Consider the following 15,396-nt stretch of genomic DNA (forward strand, 5'->3'; position numbering starts at 1 on the left):
GCTTCGCGGACTTCTCGGGGATTTGCCGTGGATGCACTGACGATAGGGCTGCTGCCCGATGAAGGCGGCGCGAGCGGCGTGCACGCGCCCGCTCCTGACGAAGCCGCGCATGTCGATGTCGATGCGACTTCGGCGCAAGCATCGCAGACGCTCTGGCCGCGGCGCCTCGACATCGGCTGGCAGTGTGTGAGCACGCCCGCGGGCGCGTGCGCGACGCCCGCCGATTTACCCGCGCACGGCTGGCTGGCCGCGCAAGTGCCCGGAACGGTCGCGAGCGCGCGCCGTGCCGCAGGTTTCCTAAACATTGCGCATCCACCACCGCTTGCCTTCGACGACCACTGGTATCGCCTCGAACTCGAAGGCACCGGCCAACGCCGCTTGCGTCTGCATGGTCTCGCCACCATCGCCGAAGTCTGGCTCGACGGCGTCAAGCAACTCGACTCCGATTCGATGTTCGTCGCGCACGATCTCGATATCGAACTGAGCGGCAGCGCGACGCTCGCGCTGTGCTTCCGCTCTCTCACCCCGGCGTTGACGGCGAAACGTTCGCGCGCGCGCTGGCGTCCACGGCTCGTGTCGCCACCCACCTTGCGCAACGTGCGCACCACCCTGCTCGGTCATATGCCCGGCTGGTGTCCTTCTGTGCAAGCGGTCGGCCCGTGGCGTCCGGTTGAACTTCTGAGCGACGCGCCCCATGCATTCGACACCGTCGACGTGTCGAGCCGGCTCGATCACGACGACGGCGTTGTATCGCTCACGCTACGTTTCGTTCATCCGCACGATTACGCGACCTGCCGCGCCTCACTTAAATGCGGGGATGCTGTTTCGTCTTTGCAATGGAGCGATGCATATACACTGACCGGCCGCGTACGCGTGCCGGGTGCCGAGCGCTGGTGGCCACACACCCACGGCGAGCCCACTTTATATCCATTGACGTTGCAGCTTGATGACGGGCACGCGACGTCGCATTCATTGGGTTCGGTCGGTTTCCGCAGTATTGAAGTGGACCACGGCGCGGACGGCATGGGCTTCGCGTTGTGCGTCAATGGCACGCCGGTATTCTGTCGCGGCGCGTGCTGGACCAGCGCGGACCTCGTCACCCTCGCGGGCAGCGAGGCGCAGTTGCGTCACACTTTCACGCTGGCCCGCGATGCGGGCATGAACATGCTGCGCGTGGGCGGCACGATGCTGTACGAGTCCGACGCATTTTATGCACTCGCCGACGAATACGGCCTGCTGATCTGGCAAGACTTCGCATTGGCGAATTTCGACTATCCGAACGATGCCGCATTCAGCGCTTCGATCGAGCGCGAAGCCACGCAGTTTCTGACGCGCACACGACGCTTCGCTTCGCTCGCGGTGCTGTGCGGCGGCAGCGAGGTCGACCAGCAGGCGGCCATGTTCGGCCTGCCGCCTTCGATGCGCGCGCAACCACTCTTTACGGAACAGTTGCCCGCCATCGTCGCGCGTGAACGGTCCGATGTGCCGTATGTCAGCAACTCGCCCTCGGGAGGCGCGTGGCCGTTTTCGACTAATGAGGGCATCACTCACTACTACGGCGTAGGTGCCTATCAGCGTCCGCTCGACGACGTGCGCCGCTCGCAGGTGCGCTTCGCCGCCGAATGCCTCGCCTTCGCCAACGTGCCCGACGACGCCACCCTGCACGACGCGCTCGGCACGATTCATCTGCACGATCCGCGCTGGAAAGCGGCCGTGCCGCGCGACCCCGGCGCCGGCTGGGATTTCGACGACGTGCGCGACCACTATCTGCAGACGTTATATGGTGTCGATCCGGCGCGCTTGCGCTATGAAGACCCCGAGCGTTATCTGGACCTGTCGCGCGCGGTGGTCGCCGAACTGATGGGCGACGTGTTCGCCGAATGGCGCCGCGCCGGTTCCGCGTGCGGCGGCGCGCTGGTCTGGCAGCTTCAGGATTTGCGCCCCGGCGCCGGCTGGGGCCTGATCGATGCCGCAGGACGGCCTAAAAGCGCCCTGCACGGCCTCGCGCAAGCACTGCAACCCATTCAGGTGGTCATGACCGACGAGGGCCTCAACGGCCTCGATATTCATCTGCTGAACGAACGTGCGCAGCCGTTGCGCGCGCAACTGGAACTGGTCTGCCTGCGTGACGGTAGCGTCAAGGTCGCCTCCGCAAGCCGCGAGGTGGAACTGGCGCCGCACAGCGCGCAACGTCTCAGTGCGGGCGCGTGCCTTGGCCAGTTCTTCGATTTCACCCACGCGTACCGCTTCGGCCCCCGCGGGCACGACGTGACGATCGCCACACTGCGCGACCAGACGAGCGGCCAGGTCGTTGCGGAAGCGTTTCATCTGCCGGAGCGTCGCGTGAGCGAGCGCCACGACCTGGGCTTGACGGTCAAGGCCGAGCGCAACGGCGACGGCTGGCAGCTCGTGATCGAAGCGAAGCGTTTTGTGCGCTTCGTTCATATCGTTGACACACACTACAGGGCCGCGCGCGACTGGTTTCATCTGCCGCCGAACCGGCCTTGCGTCGTGCCGCTCATCCCGCTCACGCCGCAGGAAAGATTCGTTGCTCACGCATCGAATGCCGTGTTTAAAGCTGATGCAACATACGCGGCGCCCGCGGGTGAAGTTCGCGCGGTCAATGCGATATCCGCCATCTTCTACGGCTGAAGGTCTGCCTGATCTAATTACCCTTTCGCAAGGCGCGTAAAACCTCGCGCCGCGCGTATCCACCTGTCTGGTCTGCGGAATCACTGTTGGTTTTTCTCAGACTTTTGGCTCGCCAAAAACATCATCCGTACGGCACCGAACCAAGCGTGTTGAACACATCTGAATCATTTCCGGCACATCCCGGACGCGGCGTGACAACGTGCATGGAAGGGCTGATTCAACGCTGAGACAAGTACGGTCAAGCCCCTCCCAGCACCCGCCAACCCAATTCCATCAAGGATTTGAGCCGAACAGCATGCGCCTCGCGGGCGAGCGCCGGTCGTCAGGACGTTGTGCAGATTTGAAACAAAAAGTCACGTTTGTCTTCGCGCGGCGCTAAGCCTTGGTGCGTTACCCCGCACCAGCGCTCGCTTTCCCTGCCGCTGGCACGCTCCTCGCTAATAGAAGAGCGCAACACCGCGTCACCGCAGAGACATCGACAACAACGGCGGCGGCGCATCAGGCCAATACGGGGCCGGTCCTGTTTATCCTTCGCTGCTCACCAGGCAGCACGTCGTTAAAAGGGATGCAGGCATCGGATCAAAAACAGAAAGTCACGCAGAGCGCGACTTTCACGCGAGGACCGATCATGTTGACACTTCAATCCGATCTGCACGGAAACCATTTGCTCGGCGCATTGCCGTCCCATGAATGGCAGGCGCTGGCTCCCCATCTCGAACTGGTTCATCTGCGCACCGAGCAATTGCTGTGCGACTCCGGTCAGCGCATTCATCACGTCTACTTCCCGACCACCGCGATCATCTCGATGCTCTCGACGATGGAAGACGGCAGCTCGGTCGAAATCGCCGCGGTCGGCCGCGAAGGTATGACCGGCGTGCCGGTGCTCACGGGCGGCGAAACCATGCCGAACCGCGTGCAGGTGCAATGCGCCGGCTTCGCTTACCGCATGAGCGCACAGGCACTCAAGCAACAGTTCGCTCGCTCCGACTTCCTGCGCCGCCTGATGCTGTTGTATATGCACGCCCTGCTCACGCAAGTCGCGCAAACCGCTGCCTGCAACCGCCACCACGCGCTGAACAAGCAACTGTGCCGCTGGCTGCTGATCGAAGTGGACCGCGTGGCGTCGAACGATCTGACCGTGACCCAGCAACTGATCGCCGACATGCTCGGCGTGCGCCGCGAAGGCATTACGGAAGCGGCCGGCAAGTTGCACGACGAAGGCCTGATCCATCATAGCCGCGGCCACATCAAGGTGCTCGACCGTAAAGGACTCGAAGCACGCGCCTGCGAATGCTATGGCCTCGTCAAGCGCGAATTCGACCGCCTTCTGCCGCGTCTGCGCCAGGCTGAAACCGTCGAGTAAAGCGCTGGCTTGTCTGACTAATGAATAGAGTCAAATATGTTCAGGAATACTGCGCGATTCCTCGACGTACTCTTCGTGATTGCGGGAGGGCTGCTCGCTCATTCGATGCGGTTCTCGACGCCGATTGCATTGTCGGACACCGAACGTCTTCTGATCGCGTTTAACTGCGTGCTCCTCCTGTTGCTGTTTCCCGGCTTCGGGGTCTATGAAACCTGGCGCGGCAAACCGCTGCCCTCCATGCTGGCGAGGGTTGCCGCCGCGTGGATGGTCGTGGTGTTCACCGCGCTCGTGCTGGCGTTCACGCTGCATCGCATGGATGCGGTGTCGCGCTTGTGGTTCGGTTACTCGACGCTGATCTCCGGCGCGCTGATCATTGTCACCAAGTGCCTCGTGCATATGGCGCTGCGCATCGTGCGGAGCCGCGGGATGAATTACCGCACCGTCGCGATCGTCGGTGCGCCGGGTTTCGCGCGCACGCTGCTCGCCCATCTCGAACATGCGCCGCAAGCCGGCTTCAAACCGGTCTGCGTATTCGATACGAGCATTGAAGCGGCCGAGACGTACGGTGCGCGTCTGAACCGCCTGCCGGTCCTGACCGATCTGGACGCATTCGCCGCCAAGGTGCGCGAGGACCACGTGAACGAAGTGTGGCTCGCGTTGCCGCTTTCCGAAGAACATACGATCTACCGGTTTACGCGCATGTTCCGGCATGACTTCGTGAATCTGCGCTTCATTCCCGATGTACGCAGCCTTTCGCTTTTCAATCAGGCGCTGGTCGATGTCGTCGGTTTGCCGACGCTCAATCTCAGCGCGACGCCCTTCTCGTCGCCGCAGATGTGGCCCAAGCTGATCTTCGACCGCCTGTTCGCGGCGGCCGCGCTGCTCGCGCTCGCCCCGGTGTTCGTGGTGCTGGCGATCGGCATCAAGCTCGGCTCGCCGGGTCCGGTGTTCTTTCGCCAGACGCGCAAGGGCGTGGACGGCCAGCCGTTCGCGATCTACAAGTTCCGCTCGATGACCGTGCATCACGAAGCGCAGGGCCAGCTCACCCAGGCCTCGCGCAACGACGCCCGTGTCACGAAGCTCGGCGGCTTCATGCGCCGCACCAGTCTCGACGAACTGCCGCAATTTCTCAACGTGCTGCTCGGCCAGATGTCGGTGGTCGGCCCGCGTCCGCATGCGGTCGAACACGACGATCTCTACAAGGATCAGGTGTACGGCTACATGCACCGCTACCGGATCAAGCCCGGCATCACCGGCTGGGCGCAAGTCAACGGCTATCGCGGCGCCACCACCAAGGTGGAAAAGATGGAAGCGCGCGTCAAGTTCGATCTCTTCTACATTCATAACTGGTCGTTCTGGTTCGACATGAAGATCGTGTTCATCACGATCTTCAAGGGCTTCATCAACCGCAACGCATTCTGATCATGCCAATTCGGAAACCGTTCGTGAAAGTCTCCGTGATCGTGCCAACCTACCGACGCACCGCCGATCTGGCGCGCTGCCTCGCGGCACTCGATTCGCAGGAGCGCCGCGCCGACGAAGTGATCGTGATCGCGCGTCACGACGATTACGCCACGCTCGACTGGCTGCGCACCCGCGAGGCCAACCGGCCCGATCCGCGCCGCGCGGTCGTGCTGGTGCGCAAACCCGGCGTGGTCGCCGCATACAACCTCGGCATCGAGAGCGCGAGCGGCGACGTGCTCTGCTTCACCGACGATGACGCCGCGCCGCATTCCGACTGGGTCGGGCGGATCGCGCGCGCCTTCGAACGCGATGCGACGCTCGGCGGCCTCGGCGGACGCGACATCGTGCATGAACGCAACGGCATCCTGCAGGGGCAGAAGCCGCGCGTGGGCATCGTGCGCTGGTATGGGCGAACCATCGGCAATCACCATGTCGGCCACGGCAAGGCGCGCGAAGTCCAGGTGCTCAAGGGCGTGAACATGTCGTTTCGCCGTGAGGCGATCGGCGCGCTGCGCTTCGACGGCCGCTTGCGCGGCACCGGCGAGCAAGTTCACTGCGAGATGGCCTTCAGTCTCGACGTGCAACGGCGCGGCTGGAAGCTGATCTACGACCCGGCGCTGCTGGTGGAGCACTTCCCCGCCCTGCGTAGCGATGAAGACCAGCGTTTCACTTTCAACGACGCGGCGTTCTACAACGCGTCATTCAATCTCCGGCTCATCATGTGCGAATACCTGACGCCGCCTGGCCGATGGGCGTTCGTCATCTATTCGACGCTGATCGGCGATCGCGCGGACCCTGGGTTCCTGCGCGCCTTGTCGTTGGCATTCGAGCGCGGCGGCGTGGCACTTGCGCTTCGCAAATGGCGAGTCGGTTTACGCGCGATGCGCGGGGCATGGCAGGAAGCGGTGCGCTGACCGATCGACGCACCGGTCTACTCCGCCGACGCGCTGCCGCAGGTCGACGCGCAAAGCAAGAACGCGCGAACTTCGAACGCGTGATTCGAGCGGCAGAAACAGGAGCGACGCCAAAGCGGCAAGCACCGACGCCGACGGCCTGGAATATGCCGCCGGCGCGGTGTGGAAAGGACGAGGTAAGCGACGAGAAAACTTGTCGGTCAGCACAACGGCACGGCGCGGCCCGAGGCCGGCGCCGCGCGGCTGTTATAGAAACGCGCTGACGTCCGTATGAAAACGCACGGCTAGCGCCTTGGCCACCTTCTTGCTGATGGCGCGGCGGCCCGCGAGAATATCGCTCACCACGGTAGGCGACGCGATACCTATCAGGTCCTTCTGCTTGAGTCCATGCGTTTCCAGCAGATGCCGCAACACCTCTCGCGGCTCCGCTTTTGGAATCGTCACGTTATGCGCTTCCCAGCTTTCGATCAGATCGCTCACGATCGCGAACAGATCGGAGAGCGGATCTTGCTCGTTGCCGTTCAGATGATCGGCGAGCGAGCTGGCGAGCCGTACCATGGTCTGGTAGTCCTGCTCGTTGCGAATCGGCGTGATCGGCAACTGCGTTTGCAGCGCGGCCCAGGTTTGAGCGATGTCGGGAAAAGCTCCCGGAAGGCGATCGGCATTCATGAGTTTAAATTCTTCCTCGTCCAAAGGTCGTATTCCGCATGCGTCAATACATGACGAACGAATAACGACTGCCTGTTGTAGTGAATCGCCGCAACGATCCGGAACCGTTTGCCGCCTACATCGAAAACGATGTATTGAGGCGGCACCTGGTCCACGCCGGCGAACGTCTGCTTCAGGTCGTTATGGCCATACGCGAGGCATGCCTGCGCCAGTGAATACCACGCCAATAGCGCACTGCGCGCCCCCGGATGTCTCTTTATAAAGTCCAGCAACGCTTTCTTTGAAACGACCCGCATCGGATGTCCTCGCGCATGTTCGCGCGCTGAACACGCGCGCTTCCTCTGCAAGGCCAAACGGAGCGAATCGACACCGGTAGCCGGCCGGACGGCATAGTCCGAACAGCTATTTACAGCCTACTGCGGTACGACGACACCATTTTGTTCGCGTATTGCGAAGTCCCCGATACGCGAACAATAAGACGACCTGCCGCTTTCCTGCGACGTCGCGCCAACCCACGCAGGCCGGCTGACGTCATCATGTTCGAGCACGTCAGCGGCCTCAATTACTCTTCTGCGCCGGCTCGCCGAGCCAGCGGAAATCCGGTTTGGCGAGATCCGGTTCGATCCGCCCCACTGTTTCAATCCGATTACGCCGTCCCGCCGCTGCGATCGTCCGCGTGACTTCGGCCATGAACGCGCGCCGGAATACCGCCGCCGAAAAACGTTCCGCGTTCGCGCGGCATGCCGCCGGCGTGATCCGACCGCGCTGACGCTCGAAGCAATCGATCGCGTCGAGTATCGACACCACGCTCTGGCGGGCGAAATACACGCCGGTGGGGTGCGCCTCGCCGATCGGCACCACGGTTTCGAGCGCGCCGCCCTTGCCGAACGCAATCACCGGCGTGCCGCATGCCTGCGCTTGCAGCGCGACGATGCCGAAGTCTTCTTCGGCGGCGGACACGAAAGCTCGCGCGCGTTGCAGATGGTCCTTCAACACCTCGAACGGCTGATCGCCGAGGATCGTCACATTCGGACGGGCCTTGGCGCGAAGCGCCGTCATCTTCGGCCCGTCGCCGATCACGACCAATTTGCGGTGCGGCGTGGCATTGAAGGTCTCGACAATCAGATCGATGCGCTTGTACGGCACCATCCGCGAAGCAGTCAGATAGAAATCTTCCTTGCGCGTGCACAGTTCGAATTCATGCACGTCGACGGGCGGCGGAATCACGGCCGCATCGCGCCGGTAGGTTTTCATCACGTGACGTGCAACGAAATGCGAGTTCGCGATCAAACGGTCGACGCCGTTCGCCGAGTGCGAATCCCTGCCGCGCAGATAGTGGAGCAAGGCGCGCGCCGCCCACGACTTCGGGCCACGCGTCAGATTCGCTTCGCGTAAGTACTGATGTTGCAGATCGCACGCGAAGCGCATCGGCGAATGCACATAGCTCACATGCGTCTGATCTGGTCCGACCAATACGCCCTTGGCGAGCGCATGAGAACTCGTAATAATGAGGTCGTAGCCCGACAGATCGAATTGCCCGACGGCAAGCGGCATCAACGGCAAATAAACTCGATAGCGGCGTCGCGCGAATGGCAGGCGCTGAATGAATGAGGTCGTCACGGGCTTGCCGCCTGGCGGCCGACGGTCTTCGAGGAAATCGACAAGACTGAAAAGGTCGGCGTCGGGAAAGCATTCGAAGAGCTGCTCGAGCACCGTCTCCGCTCCGCCCGGCGCGACCAGCCAGTCGTGCACGATCGCCACTTTCATGATCCCCTCGTTTTTTAATTGACGCCTCTTAGGCTTAGGATCGAGTGTATGTGGCGCTTCGTCTGCTGTGCGTGCGCGTGCCCACATTCGACGCGCGACAGGTCGCGAATAATTAAACGTCGCGGTTCGCCTAGTGCGAACCCGCGTGTCCCATTACGTCGCCTTTCTATCGCCCGACTATGTGATCGGAATCGTGCGGCACGGGCGCAACGGCTGGCTGGTGAAACCGGGGGATGTCACGGGCATTGGCTGACGCGATCGGCACGTTGCGTGCCGATCCGCCATTGGCGCAGCGTCTCACAAAACAGGCGCTGGCCGATGCACAAACGGAATTATCAGTGGAGCGGTATTTGCAGCGGATGACGCAGGAGATCAGGCAAACCGCGCGCCAATTATGGCGGTCCGGCATGCCGATGCGAACTCCGCGTTCGATGCCCGCGCGAGCCGGTTGACCCAAACTCGCGCGCGATGCGTGGCCGGCGTTGCTCAGCCCTTGCTGTACTCGATCGTCTCGACGCCGGTGTCCGTGCCGAGCAGGCACAGATTCGCGCCACGGCCGGCGAACAGGCCCACCGTCACCACGCCCGGCCATGCGTTGATGTGCATTTCCAGCGTGCGCGGGTCACTGATACGCAAGCCCTTGACGTCGATGATTTCGTTACCGTTGTCGGTAATGAACGGCACGCCTTCTTTCGTGACGCGCACCACCGGCACGCCGCCGAGCGCCGTGACGCGGCGGCCGATCGCGGTACGCGCCATCGGCACCACTTCGATCGGCAGCGGGAAATTGCCGAGCGTCTCGACCAGCTTGCTGGCGTCCGCGATGCACACGAACACGTCCGACACCGACGCGACGATCTTCTCGCGCGTCAGCGCGCCGCCGCCGCCTTTGATCATCGCGCCGCTGTGGTCGATCTCGTCGGCGCCGTCCACGTACACGGGCAGTGAATCGATTTCGTTGAGGTCGAGCACCTTGAAGCCGTGCGATTGCAGCCGCGCGGTGGTGGCAAGCGAACTCGACACCGCGCCGCGATAGCGCGCCTTGTTGGCGGCGAGCGCGTCGATGAAACAGTTCGCGGTGGAGCCGGTGCCGACGCCGATCACCAGGCCTTCGGGCACGGTGGCGTTCACGTAGTCGGCGGCGGCCTGGCCGACCAGTTGCTTGAGTTCGTCTTGAGTCATGGGAAAGGCAGGCGAGCAGTAAAAAACGCTAGTTTACCGGAGTGGCGGGCTGGCGCCGGGCGGGATTACTTCTTCACCGCCCGTTGACGCACCGCTTCGAACAGACACACGCCGCTCGCCACCGAAACGTTCAGGCTTTCCACCGTGCCCGCCATCGGAATCTGCATGACCACGTCGCAGGTGTCGCGCGTGAGACGGCGCATGCCCTCGCCTTCGGCGCCCATTACCAGCGCCACCGGGCCGTCCAGCTCCGTGTCGTAGAGGCTCTTGGTGGCCTCGCCAGCCGTGCCGACGACCCACACCCCCGCGTCCTTCAGCTCACGCAGCGCGCGCGCCAGATTCGTCACGGTGATGTACGGCACGGTGTCGGCCGCGCCGCTCGCCACCTTCGCGGCCGTCGCGTTCAAACCCACCGCGCGGTCGCGCGGCGCGATCACCGCGTGCGCGCCGGCGGCATCGGCCACGCGCAAGCACGCGCCGAGATTGTGCGGATCGGTCACGCCGTCGAGCACGAGAATCAGCGGCGAACCGTTGATGCCGTCGAGCAGCTCGGCCAGGTTCTGGGCGAGCGGCATGTCGCCCGCGCGCGCCACCACGCCCTGGTGACGCTCGGTGTGCGCGAGGCCCCACAGACGCGTTTCGTCGGCGGCGATCAGACGCACGCCGGCTTCTTTCGCCGCATGCAGGAATTCGGTCATGCGACGGTCTTTGCGCGTCGCGTCGTAGTAGACATCTTCGACTGTCGACGCATCGTGCCGGATACGCGCGGTCACTGCGTGGAAACCGTATAAAACCTTGAGACGTGCCATGACTGATACAACCTTTGATTGAGCGCGCGTTCGACGCGCGCTGCTGTGATGAATACGAACCTGCGTGCTTTGCGTGCTTATATGTCAGCACTGCGGCTGCTGTGTTCGAATGCTTGATGACGATGAAACGCAGACCGCGCGCAACCGGCACGTTGGTACGTGCCCGATGCGCGCGGTTTAAGCAGGCAGGCGGCTTCAGCGCTTCTTGCGTGCCTGCGGTTTCGACACCGATTTGGTCGCGGCGCCGTGCTTCTTCGCCGCGCCGCGCGCGGCGCGTGCTTCCTTGACCGCCGCGGTTTGCGCGGGCGCGGCCTTCTTGCGACGCGCGCCCGGCGCTGCCGCGCCGCCTTCCATCGGCGGCAACACGCGCACGCGTGCCCCACCGTTTTCACCGGACGACTTGTCGGCCGACGGCCCGCGCACCAGAGGCGGCTTGATCGGCGTGTCGCGCACGAGCCGGAAGTCGATCTTGCGCGCATCGAGATCGACGCGGCTCACCTGCACCCGCACGCGATCCGACAGACGATAACGAATGCCGGTGCGCTCGCCGCGCAGTTCGTTCTTGATTTCGTCGTACTGGAAGTAGTCCGAGCCGAGTTCGGTGACGTGCACGAGGCCTTCGATAAAGAGCGAATCGAGCTGCACGAAAATGCCGAACGACGTCACGCCGTTGACCATGCCGCCATACTCTTCGCCGAGCTTGTCGCGCATGAAGTAGCACTTCAGCCAGGCTTCGACGTCGCGCGAGGCTTCGTCGGCGCGGCGTTCGTTGGCCGAGCAATGCAGGCCGAGCTCTTCCCAGATCGCCACGTTGTTCGAGCGCTGACGGCCGCGCTTTTCGTCATCGGCCTGCTGCATGGCGCGAGCGCGCGGCGAGAGCGCCGTATTCAGTTCGACGCCTTGCGGCGGCTCGGGCTGATACTTGCGGCCCTGCAGGATCGCGTAGATCGCGCGGTGCGTGAGCAGGTCGGGATAACGGCGAATCGGGCTCGTGAAGTGCGCATACGCTTCATACGCGAGACCGAAGTGGCCGATGTTGTCCGGGCTGTAGACCGCCTGCTGCATCGAGCGCAACAGCATGGTTTGCAGCATCTGCGCGTCGGGCCGGTCGCGGATCTGCGCCATCAAGGCGGCGTAGTCGCTCGCGTGCGGTTTGTCGCCGCCGGCCAGCGTGAGGCCCATGCCGCGCAGGAAGGTGCGCAGATTCTCGAGCTTTTCGGCGGTCGGTCCGGCGTGCACGCGGAACAGCCCGGGATGTTTGTTGCGCTTGAGGAAGTCGGCCGCGCAGACGTTCGCGGCCAGCATGCATTCCTCGATCAGCTTGTGCGCGTCGTTGCGGGTGCGCGGAATGATCTGTTCGATCTTGCCTTGCGCATTGCAGACGATATACGTCTCGGTCGTATCGAAGTCGATCGCGCCGCGTTTCTGGCGCGCGGCGAACAGCGACTTGTACACGCCGTACAGATTCTGCAGTTGCGGCAGCAAGGCGGCGCGGCGCGTGGCCTCCGGACCCTTGGTGTTCTTCAGGACCGCGGCGACTTCCGTATAGGTCAGACGCGCGGCCGAGTGCATCACGCCGGGATAGAACTGATACGCCTTCACTTCGCCGCGCGCGGTGACGATCATGTCGCACACCAGCACGCAACGGTCGACGTGCGGGTTCAGCGAGCACAAACCGTTCGACAGCTTCTCCGGCAGCATGGGGATCACGCGGCGCGGGAAATACACCGAGGTGCTGCGCTCGATCGCGTCGGCGTCGAGCCCGCTCTTCGGATGCACATAGTGCGAGACGTCCGCGATCGCGACGATCAGGCGGAAGCCCTCGCCACGGCCGACCTGAACCGGCTCGCAGTACACGGCGTCGTCGAAGTCGCGGGCGTCTTCGCCGTCGATCGTGACGAGCGGCACGTCGCGCAGATCGATGCGATGACGCGCGTCGACCGGGCGCACTTCGTCGGGCAGGCGCGAGGCTTCGTCGAGCGCGGCCTGGCTGAATTCGTGCGGCACGCCGTACTTGCGCACCGCGATTTCGATTTCCATGCCGGGGTCGTCGATATCGCCGAGCACTTCCACCACGCGGCCGAGCGGCTGCGAATGACGGCTGGGGAAATCGGTCAGCTCGACCACCACCACCTGGCCGACCTTGGCCTTCTTGGTGTTCTGCTGGATCAGAATATCGTGGCCGATGCGCTTGTCTTCAGGTGCAACGATCAGCGCACCGTTCTCATTGAGCAGGCGACCGATCACGCGCTTGTTGGCGCGATCCGTGACCTCGACGATATGCCCCTCCGGACGGCCGCGCCGGTCATAGCCGACGATGCGCGCGAGCACGCGGTCGTTGTGCATGACCTTCTGCATTTCCGCGGTGGGCAGGAACAGATCGTCCTGGCCGTCGTCGCGAATCAGGAAGCCGAAGCCGTCGCGATGGCCTTGCACACGGCCCGCGACGAAGTTCGACGGATGAGTCAGTTGGTAGAGATTGCGCTGATCGAGCCGGATCTGGCCGTCGCGCTCCATCGCGCCGAGGCGCTTGAAAAACCCTTCGCGCTCCTGGCGTTTGATCGACAGGGCTTCGGCGATGTCGTTCGCTGCAAGCGGCGCTTCACTCGTGCGCAGGACGCCCAGGATTTCTTCGCGGCTTGGAATCGGATACGGAAATTTGCTCAAGGGCTTGTCGATGATTTTTTCTCGTTGCATGGACGTCGGTCGGCGATGTGGCTCGGCTTAGGAAGCGTTTGCTTAGCGCTTCAGTTACGCTTAAGTTGCGCTTGAATTGCACCTGCAAATGCACAGAAAAGACTGCTCGGGTCCGGCTCGTTCAAGGCTGAGTCCGACGGGCGTGTGCACCGTGCCAACGAACTACTGCGAGGCATTCTAACACCCGTCTTGCGCGCCAAGCGGCCCGTCAAGAGTCGCTGCGCGGTTGGCCGTGACGCACGCGCACGCTCGTCGACGCGATGTTTAAGCGAGTTTTGAGAAACGCTTGACAGGTTCTAATCTGTCGCTATAATGGCGTTCTTTGCTGTTCATCACCTGCCCAGGTGGCGAAATTGGTAGACGCACTAGGTTCAGGTCCTAGCGGTGGCAACACTGTGGAGGTTCGAGTCCTCTCTTGGGCACCAGATTCAAAAGTAAAGCCGCTTACGAGCGGCTTTACTTTTTGTGTGAAGCCGGGTGATCCGATTCTGTTTATCAGCGTGGATTACGTGGCGGCATGAGTAGTTGGCAGGACGGCTGTCGAGCGGTGAAGCATCCCTTCATTGCACGCGATATCCGGGCGGTTGGTTGGAGCGAAGTTAGTTTGCATGTGGGGATTGACACGCTACATCATCACGCTAAAATAGCGGTCTAGCTTGAAGACGTGCCCAGGTGGCGGAATTGGTAGACGCACTAGGTTCAGGTCCTAGCGGTGGCAACACCGTGGAGGTTCGAGTCCTCTCCTGGGCACCAACGGTTGTTCCGGCGTAAGCCGAAGAAGTTCGAGAAACCCCGTAAGATCAAAGTCTTACGGGGTTTTTTGTTGTCTGCGGATCCCTTGCGTTCCGCGGACGTCGACGGTTTTTGCGTTTACCGGATCTCACGGTTGGACGCGCGCAGATAGCGCCGACAAGTCGGCCTCTAGAGCCCGCGAAACGAATTCCCGGAGGAACTCGACGAAGGTTCTAATTTTCGCGTCGAGGTACTGCCTCGACGCGTACAGCACGTAGGCGGTTAGCTTCTGCAACTGATATTCGGGCAGCACGCGAATCAGCGCGCCGCTGCGCAGCGCCGGCAACGCGCTCGCGATGGGAAGCGCCCCGATTCCAATGCCGTCTCGCAATGCAACGCTCAGCGCCTCGATCACATTCACCCTGAAATCCGCCGGTGGTAGTTCGAACGTTTCCAGCCCGTTGGGGCCATCCAGATGCCAGCGGTCGCGCGGAAAAACCGATGAGACGATTTGCAGGCAAGCATGCCCGTTGAGCTCTTCTACCGTAAGCGGCATACCGTGTTCCTTCAGATAAGCGGGTGCGGCGCATAGCACGCTGTGGACATCGCCAAGCCGATGCGAGACGAGGCCTGAATCGGGCAGGTGCGTCATACTCAACTGAAGCGAAACGTCGTACCCCTCATCGAGCAGATCGGGGACGTGCTGGGACAACGTCAGATCCACAGCGACCGAGGGATTCTGTTCCCGATAGCGCAACACGGCCGGCAAGACGTACGTCTGACCGAAGGCTGACGTCGCGTGTACCTGCAATTTTCCAGACGGCTTGACCTGAGCGTCCGCAGCTTCGGCCTCGGCTTCGTCGACGTAGGCGAGAATCCGCTCGCACCGCTCCAGATAGCGTTGACCGGCCTCAGTCAGCGCGACGCGGCGCGTGCTGCGATTGAGCAGGCGCGTCCGCAGATGTGCCTCGAGTTGCGCAATAGAACGTGAAGCATTGGCATTGGTGATATTCAGGCGCTGGGCTGCTTCCGTGAAGCTGCCCTCCTCTGCGATGCGAACGAATATCCGCATCATATGTAGCGTGTCCATTATCTTTTTCCCACTGGTGAGGTTACCCCTCAACTCGTTACGTGCCCGATTTACCTC

General features: G+C 62.7%; 12 protein-coding genes and 2 tRNA genes. 7 read left to right on the plus strand and 7 right to left on the minus strand.

What is annotated here, in order from left to right; genetic code table 11:
- Positions 1-27: 27 nt before the first annotated feature.
- The 4 genes from ACQKRQ_RS16210 to ACQKRQ_RS16225 all read left to right on the plus strand — a co-directional run bounded on the left by ACQKRQ_RS16210 (position 28) and on the right by ACQKRQ_RS16225 (position 6,393).
- Positions 28-2,652 carry a glycosyl hydrolase 2 galactose-binding domain-containing protein gene (locus ACQKRQ_RS16210; protein WP_427478103.1) on the plus strand — a complete coding sequence of 875 codons (2,625 nt, stop codon included), beginning with the start codon at positions 28-30 and terminating at the stop codon, positions 2,650-2,652.
- A 628-nt stretch (positions 2,653-3,280) separates the two neighbouring features.
- Positions 3,281-4,015 (plus strand): Crp/Fnr family transcriptional regulator, encoded by a 735-nt coding sequence (locus ACQKRQ_RS16215; RefSeq protein WP_006048767.1) that lies wholly within the window; start codon positions 3,281-3,283, stop codon positions 4,013-4,015.
- 36 nt (positions 4,016-4,051) lie between these two features.
- The gene (locus ACQKRQ_RS16220) at positions 4,052-5,437 is read left to right on the plus strand and encodes an undecaprenyl-phosphate glucose phosphotransferase (RefSeq protein WP_427478106.1); all 1,386 of its coding nucleotides are present in this window, start codon (positions 4,052-4,054) and stop codon (positions 5,435-5,437) included.
- 2 nt (positions 5,438-5,439) lie between these two features.
- Complete coding sequence (locus tag ACQKRQ_RS16225) at positions 5,440-6,393, plus strand: glycosyltransferase family 2 protein (protein ID WP_427478108.1); 954 nt, start codon at positions 5,440-5,442, stop codon at positions 6,391-6,393.
- A 246-nt stretch (positions 6,394-6,639) separates the two neighbouring features.
- Here the strand turns inward: ACQKRQ_RS16225 and ACQKRQ_RS16230 are convergent, their stop codons facing one another.
- The 3 genes from ACQKRQ_RS16230 to ACQKRQ_RS16240 form a co-directional block, all read right to left on the minus strand.
- Positions 6,640-7,062, minus strand: a complete 423-nt coding sequence (locus ACQKRQ_RS16230; protein WP_427478110.1) for a helix-turn-helix domain-containing protein — start codon at positions 7,060-7,062, stop codon at positions 6,640-6,642.
- Positions 7,059-7,358, minus strand: coding sequence for a type II toxin-antitoxin system HigB family toxin (locus tag ACQKRQ_RS16235; RefSeq protein WP_427478112.1), 300 nt, complete (start codon positions 7,356-7,358; stop codon positions 7,059-7,061). The genes ACQKRQ_RS16230 and ACQKRQ_RS16235 overlap by 4 nt, the downstream gene beginning before the upstream one ends.
- 262 nt (positions 7,359-7,620) lie before the next feature.
- Complete coding sequence (locus ACQKRQ_RS16240; protein ID WP_427478114.1) at positions 7,621-8,829, minus strand: glycosyltransferase family 4 protein; 1,209 nt, start codon at positions 8,827-8,829, stop codon at positions 7,621-7,623.
- 245 nt (positions 8,830-9,074) lie between these two features.
- On the opposite strand from ACQKRQ_RS16240, the gene ACQKRQ_RS16245 reads away from it, so the two are divergent.
- Positions 9,075-9,281, plus strand: coding sequence for a hypothetical protein (locus tag ACQKRQ_RS16245; protein ID WP_427478116.1), 207 nt, complete (start codon positions 9,075-9,077; stop codon positions 9,279-9,281).
- A gap of 34 nt (positions 9,282-9,315) precedes the next feature.
- Here the strand turns inward: ACQKRQ_RS16245 and rpiA are convergent, their stop codons facing one another.
- From rpiA to rnr, 3 genes are all read right to left on the minus strand, one after another.
- Positions 9,316-10,011, minus strand: coding sequence for a ribose-5-phosphate isomerase RpiA (rpiA, locus tag ACQKRQ_RS16250; RefSeq protein WP_132374897.1), 696 nt, complete (start codon positions 10,009-10,011; stop codon positions 9,316-9,318).
- Positions 10,012-10,076: 65 nt separating this feature from the next.
- Positions 10,077-10,820, minus strand: a complete 744-nt coding sequence (rlmB, locus tag ACQKRQ_RS16255) for a 23S rRNA (guanosine(2251)-2'-O)-methyltransferase RlmB (RefSeq protein ID WP_007182197.1) — start codon at positions 10,818-10,820, stop codon at positions 10,077-10,079.
- A gap of 195 nt (positions 10,821-11,015) precedes the next feature.
- Entirely contained in the window at positions 11,016-13,517 is a 2,502-nt protein-coding gene (rnr, locus tag ACQKRQ_RS16260) for a ribonuclease R (protein WP_427478118.1), read from the minus strand.
- Between the two features lie 338 nt (positions 13,518-13,855).
- Here rnr and ACQKRQ_RS16265 point away from each other — a divergent pair.
- Positions 13,856-13,942: transfer RNA gene (locus ACQKRQ_RS16265), tRNA-Leu, on the plus strand.
- A 241-nt stretch (positions 13,943-14,183) separates the two neighbouring features.
- Positions 14,184-14,270 (plus strand) — tRNA-Leu (locus ACQKRQ_RS16270).
- 127 nt (positions 14,271-14,397) lie between these two features.
- Here the strand turns inward: ACQKRQ_RS16270 and ACQKRQ_RS16275 are convergent.
- A complete protein-coding gene (locus ACQKRQ_RS16275) occupies positions 14,398-15,339 on the minus strand; it encodes a LysR family transcriptional regulator (protein ID WP_132376918.1) in 942 nt (313 codons plus the stop codon).
- Positions 15,340-15,396: the final 57 nt, after the last annotated feature.

The sequence above is a fragment of the Paraburkholderia sp. NPDC080076 genome (assembly GCF_050281145.1).
In the GTDB taxonomy this organism is placed as follows: domain Bacteria; phylum Pseudomonadota; class Gammaproteobacteria; order Burkholderiales; family Burkholderiaceae; genus Paraburkholderia.

What these genes read in the sequence shown, in the direction of transcription:
- ACQKRQ_RS16215 (WP_006048767.1), top strand. Translation starts at nt 3,281, where the DNA reads ATGTTGACACTTCAATCCGATCTGCACGGAAACCATTTGCTCGGCGCA.
- ACQKRQ_RS16220 (WP_427478106.1), top strand. Translation starts at nt 4,052, where the DNA reads ATGTTCAGGAATACTGCGCGATTCCTCGACGTACTCTTCGTGATTGCG.
- ACQKRQ_RS16225 (WP_427478108.1), top strand. Translation starts at nt 5,440, where the DNA reads ATGCCAATTCGGAAACCGTTCGTGAAAGTCTCCGTGATCGTGCCAACC.
- ACQKRQ_RS16230 (WP_427478110.1), bottom strand. Translation starts at nt 7,062, where the DNA reads ATGAATGCCGATCGCCTTCCGGGAGCTTTTCCCGACATCGCTCAAACC.
- ACQKRQ_RS16235 (WP_427478112.1), bottom strand. Translation starts at nt 7,358, where the DNA reads ATGCGGGTCGTTTCAAAGAAAGCGTTGCTGGACTTTATAAAGAGACAT.
- ACQKRQ_RS16240 (WP_427478114.1), bottom strand. Translation starts at nt 8,829, where the DNA reads ATGAAAGTGGCGATCGTGCACGACTGGCTGGTCGCGCCGGGCGGAGCG.
- rpiA (WP_132374897.1), bottom strand. Translation starts at nt 10,011, where the DNA reads ATGACTCAAGACGAACTCAAGCAACTGGTCGGCCAGGCCGCCGCCGAC.
- rlmB (WP_007182197.1), bottom strand. Translation starts at nt 10,820, where the DNA reads ATGGCACGTCTCAAGGTTTTATACGGTTTCCACGCAGTGACCGCGCGT.
- rnr (WP_427478118.1), bottom strand. Translation starts at nt 13,517, where the DNA reads ATGCAACGAGAAAAAATCATCGACAAGCCCTTGAGCAAATTTCCGTAT.
- ACQKRQ_RS16275 (WP_132376918.1), bottom strand. Translation starts at nt 15,339, where the DNA reads ATGGACACGCTACATATGATGCGGATATTCGTTCGCATCGCAGAGGAG.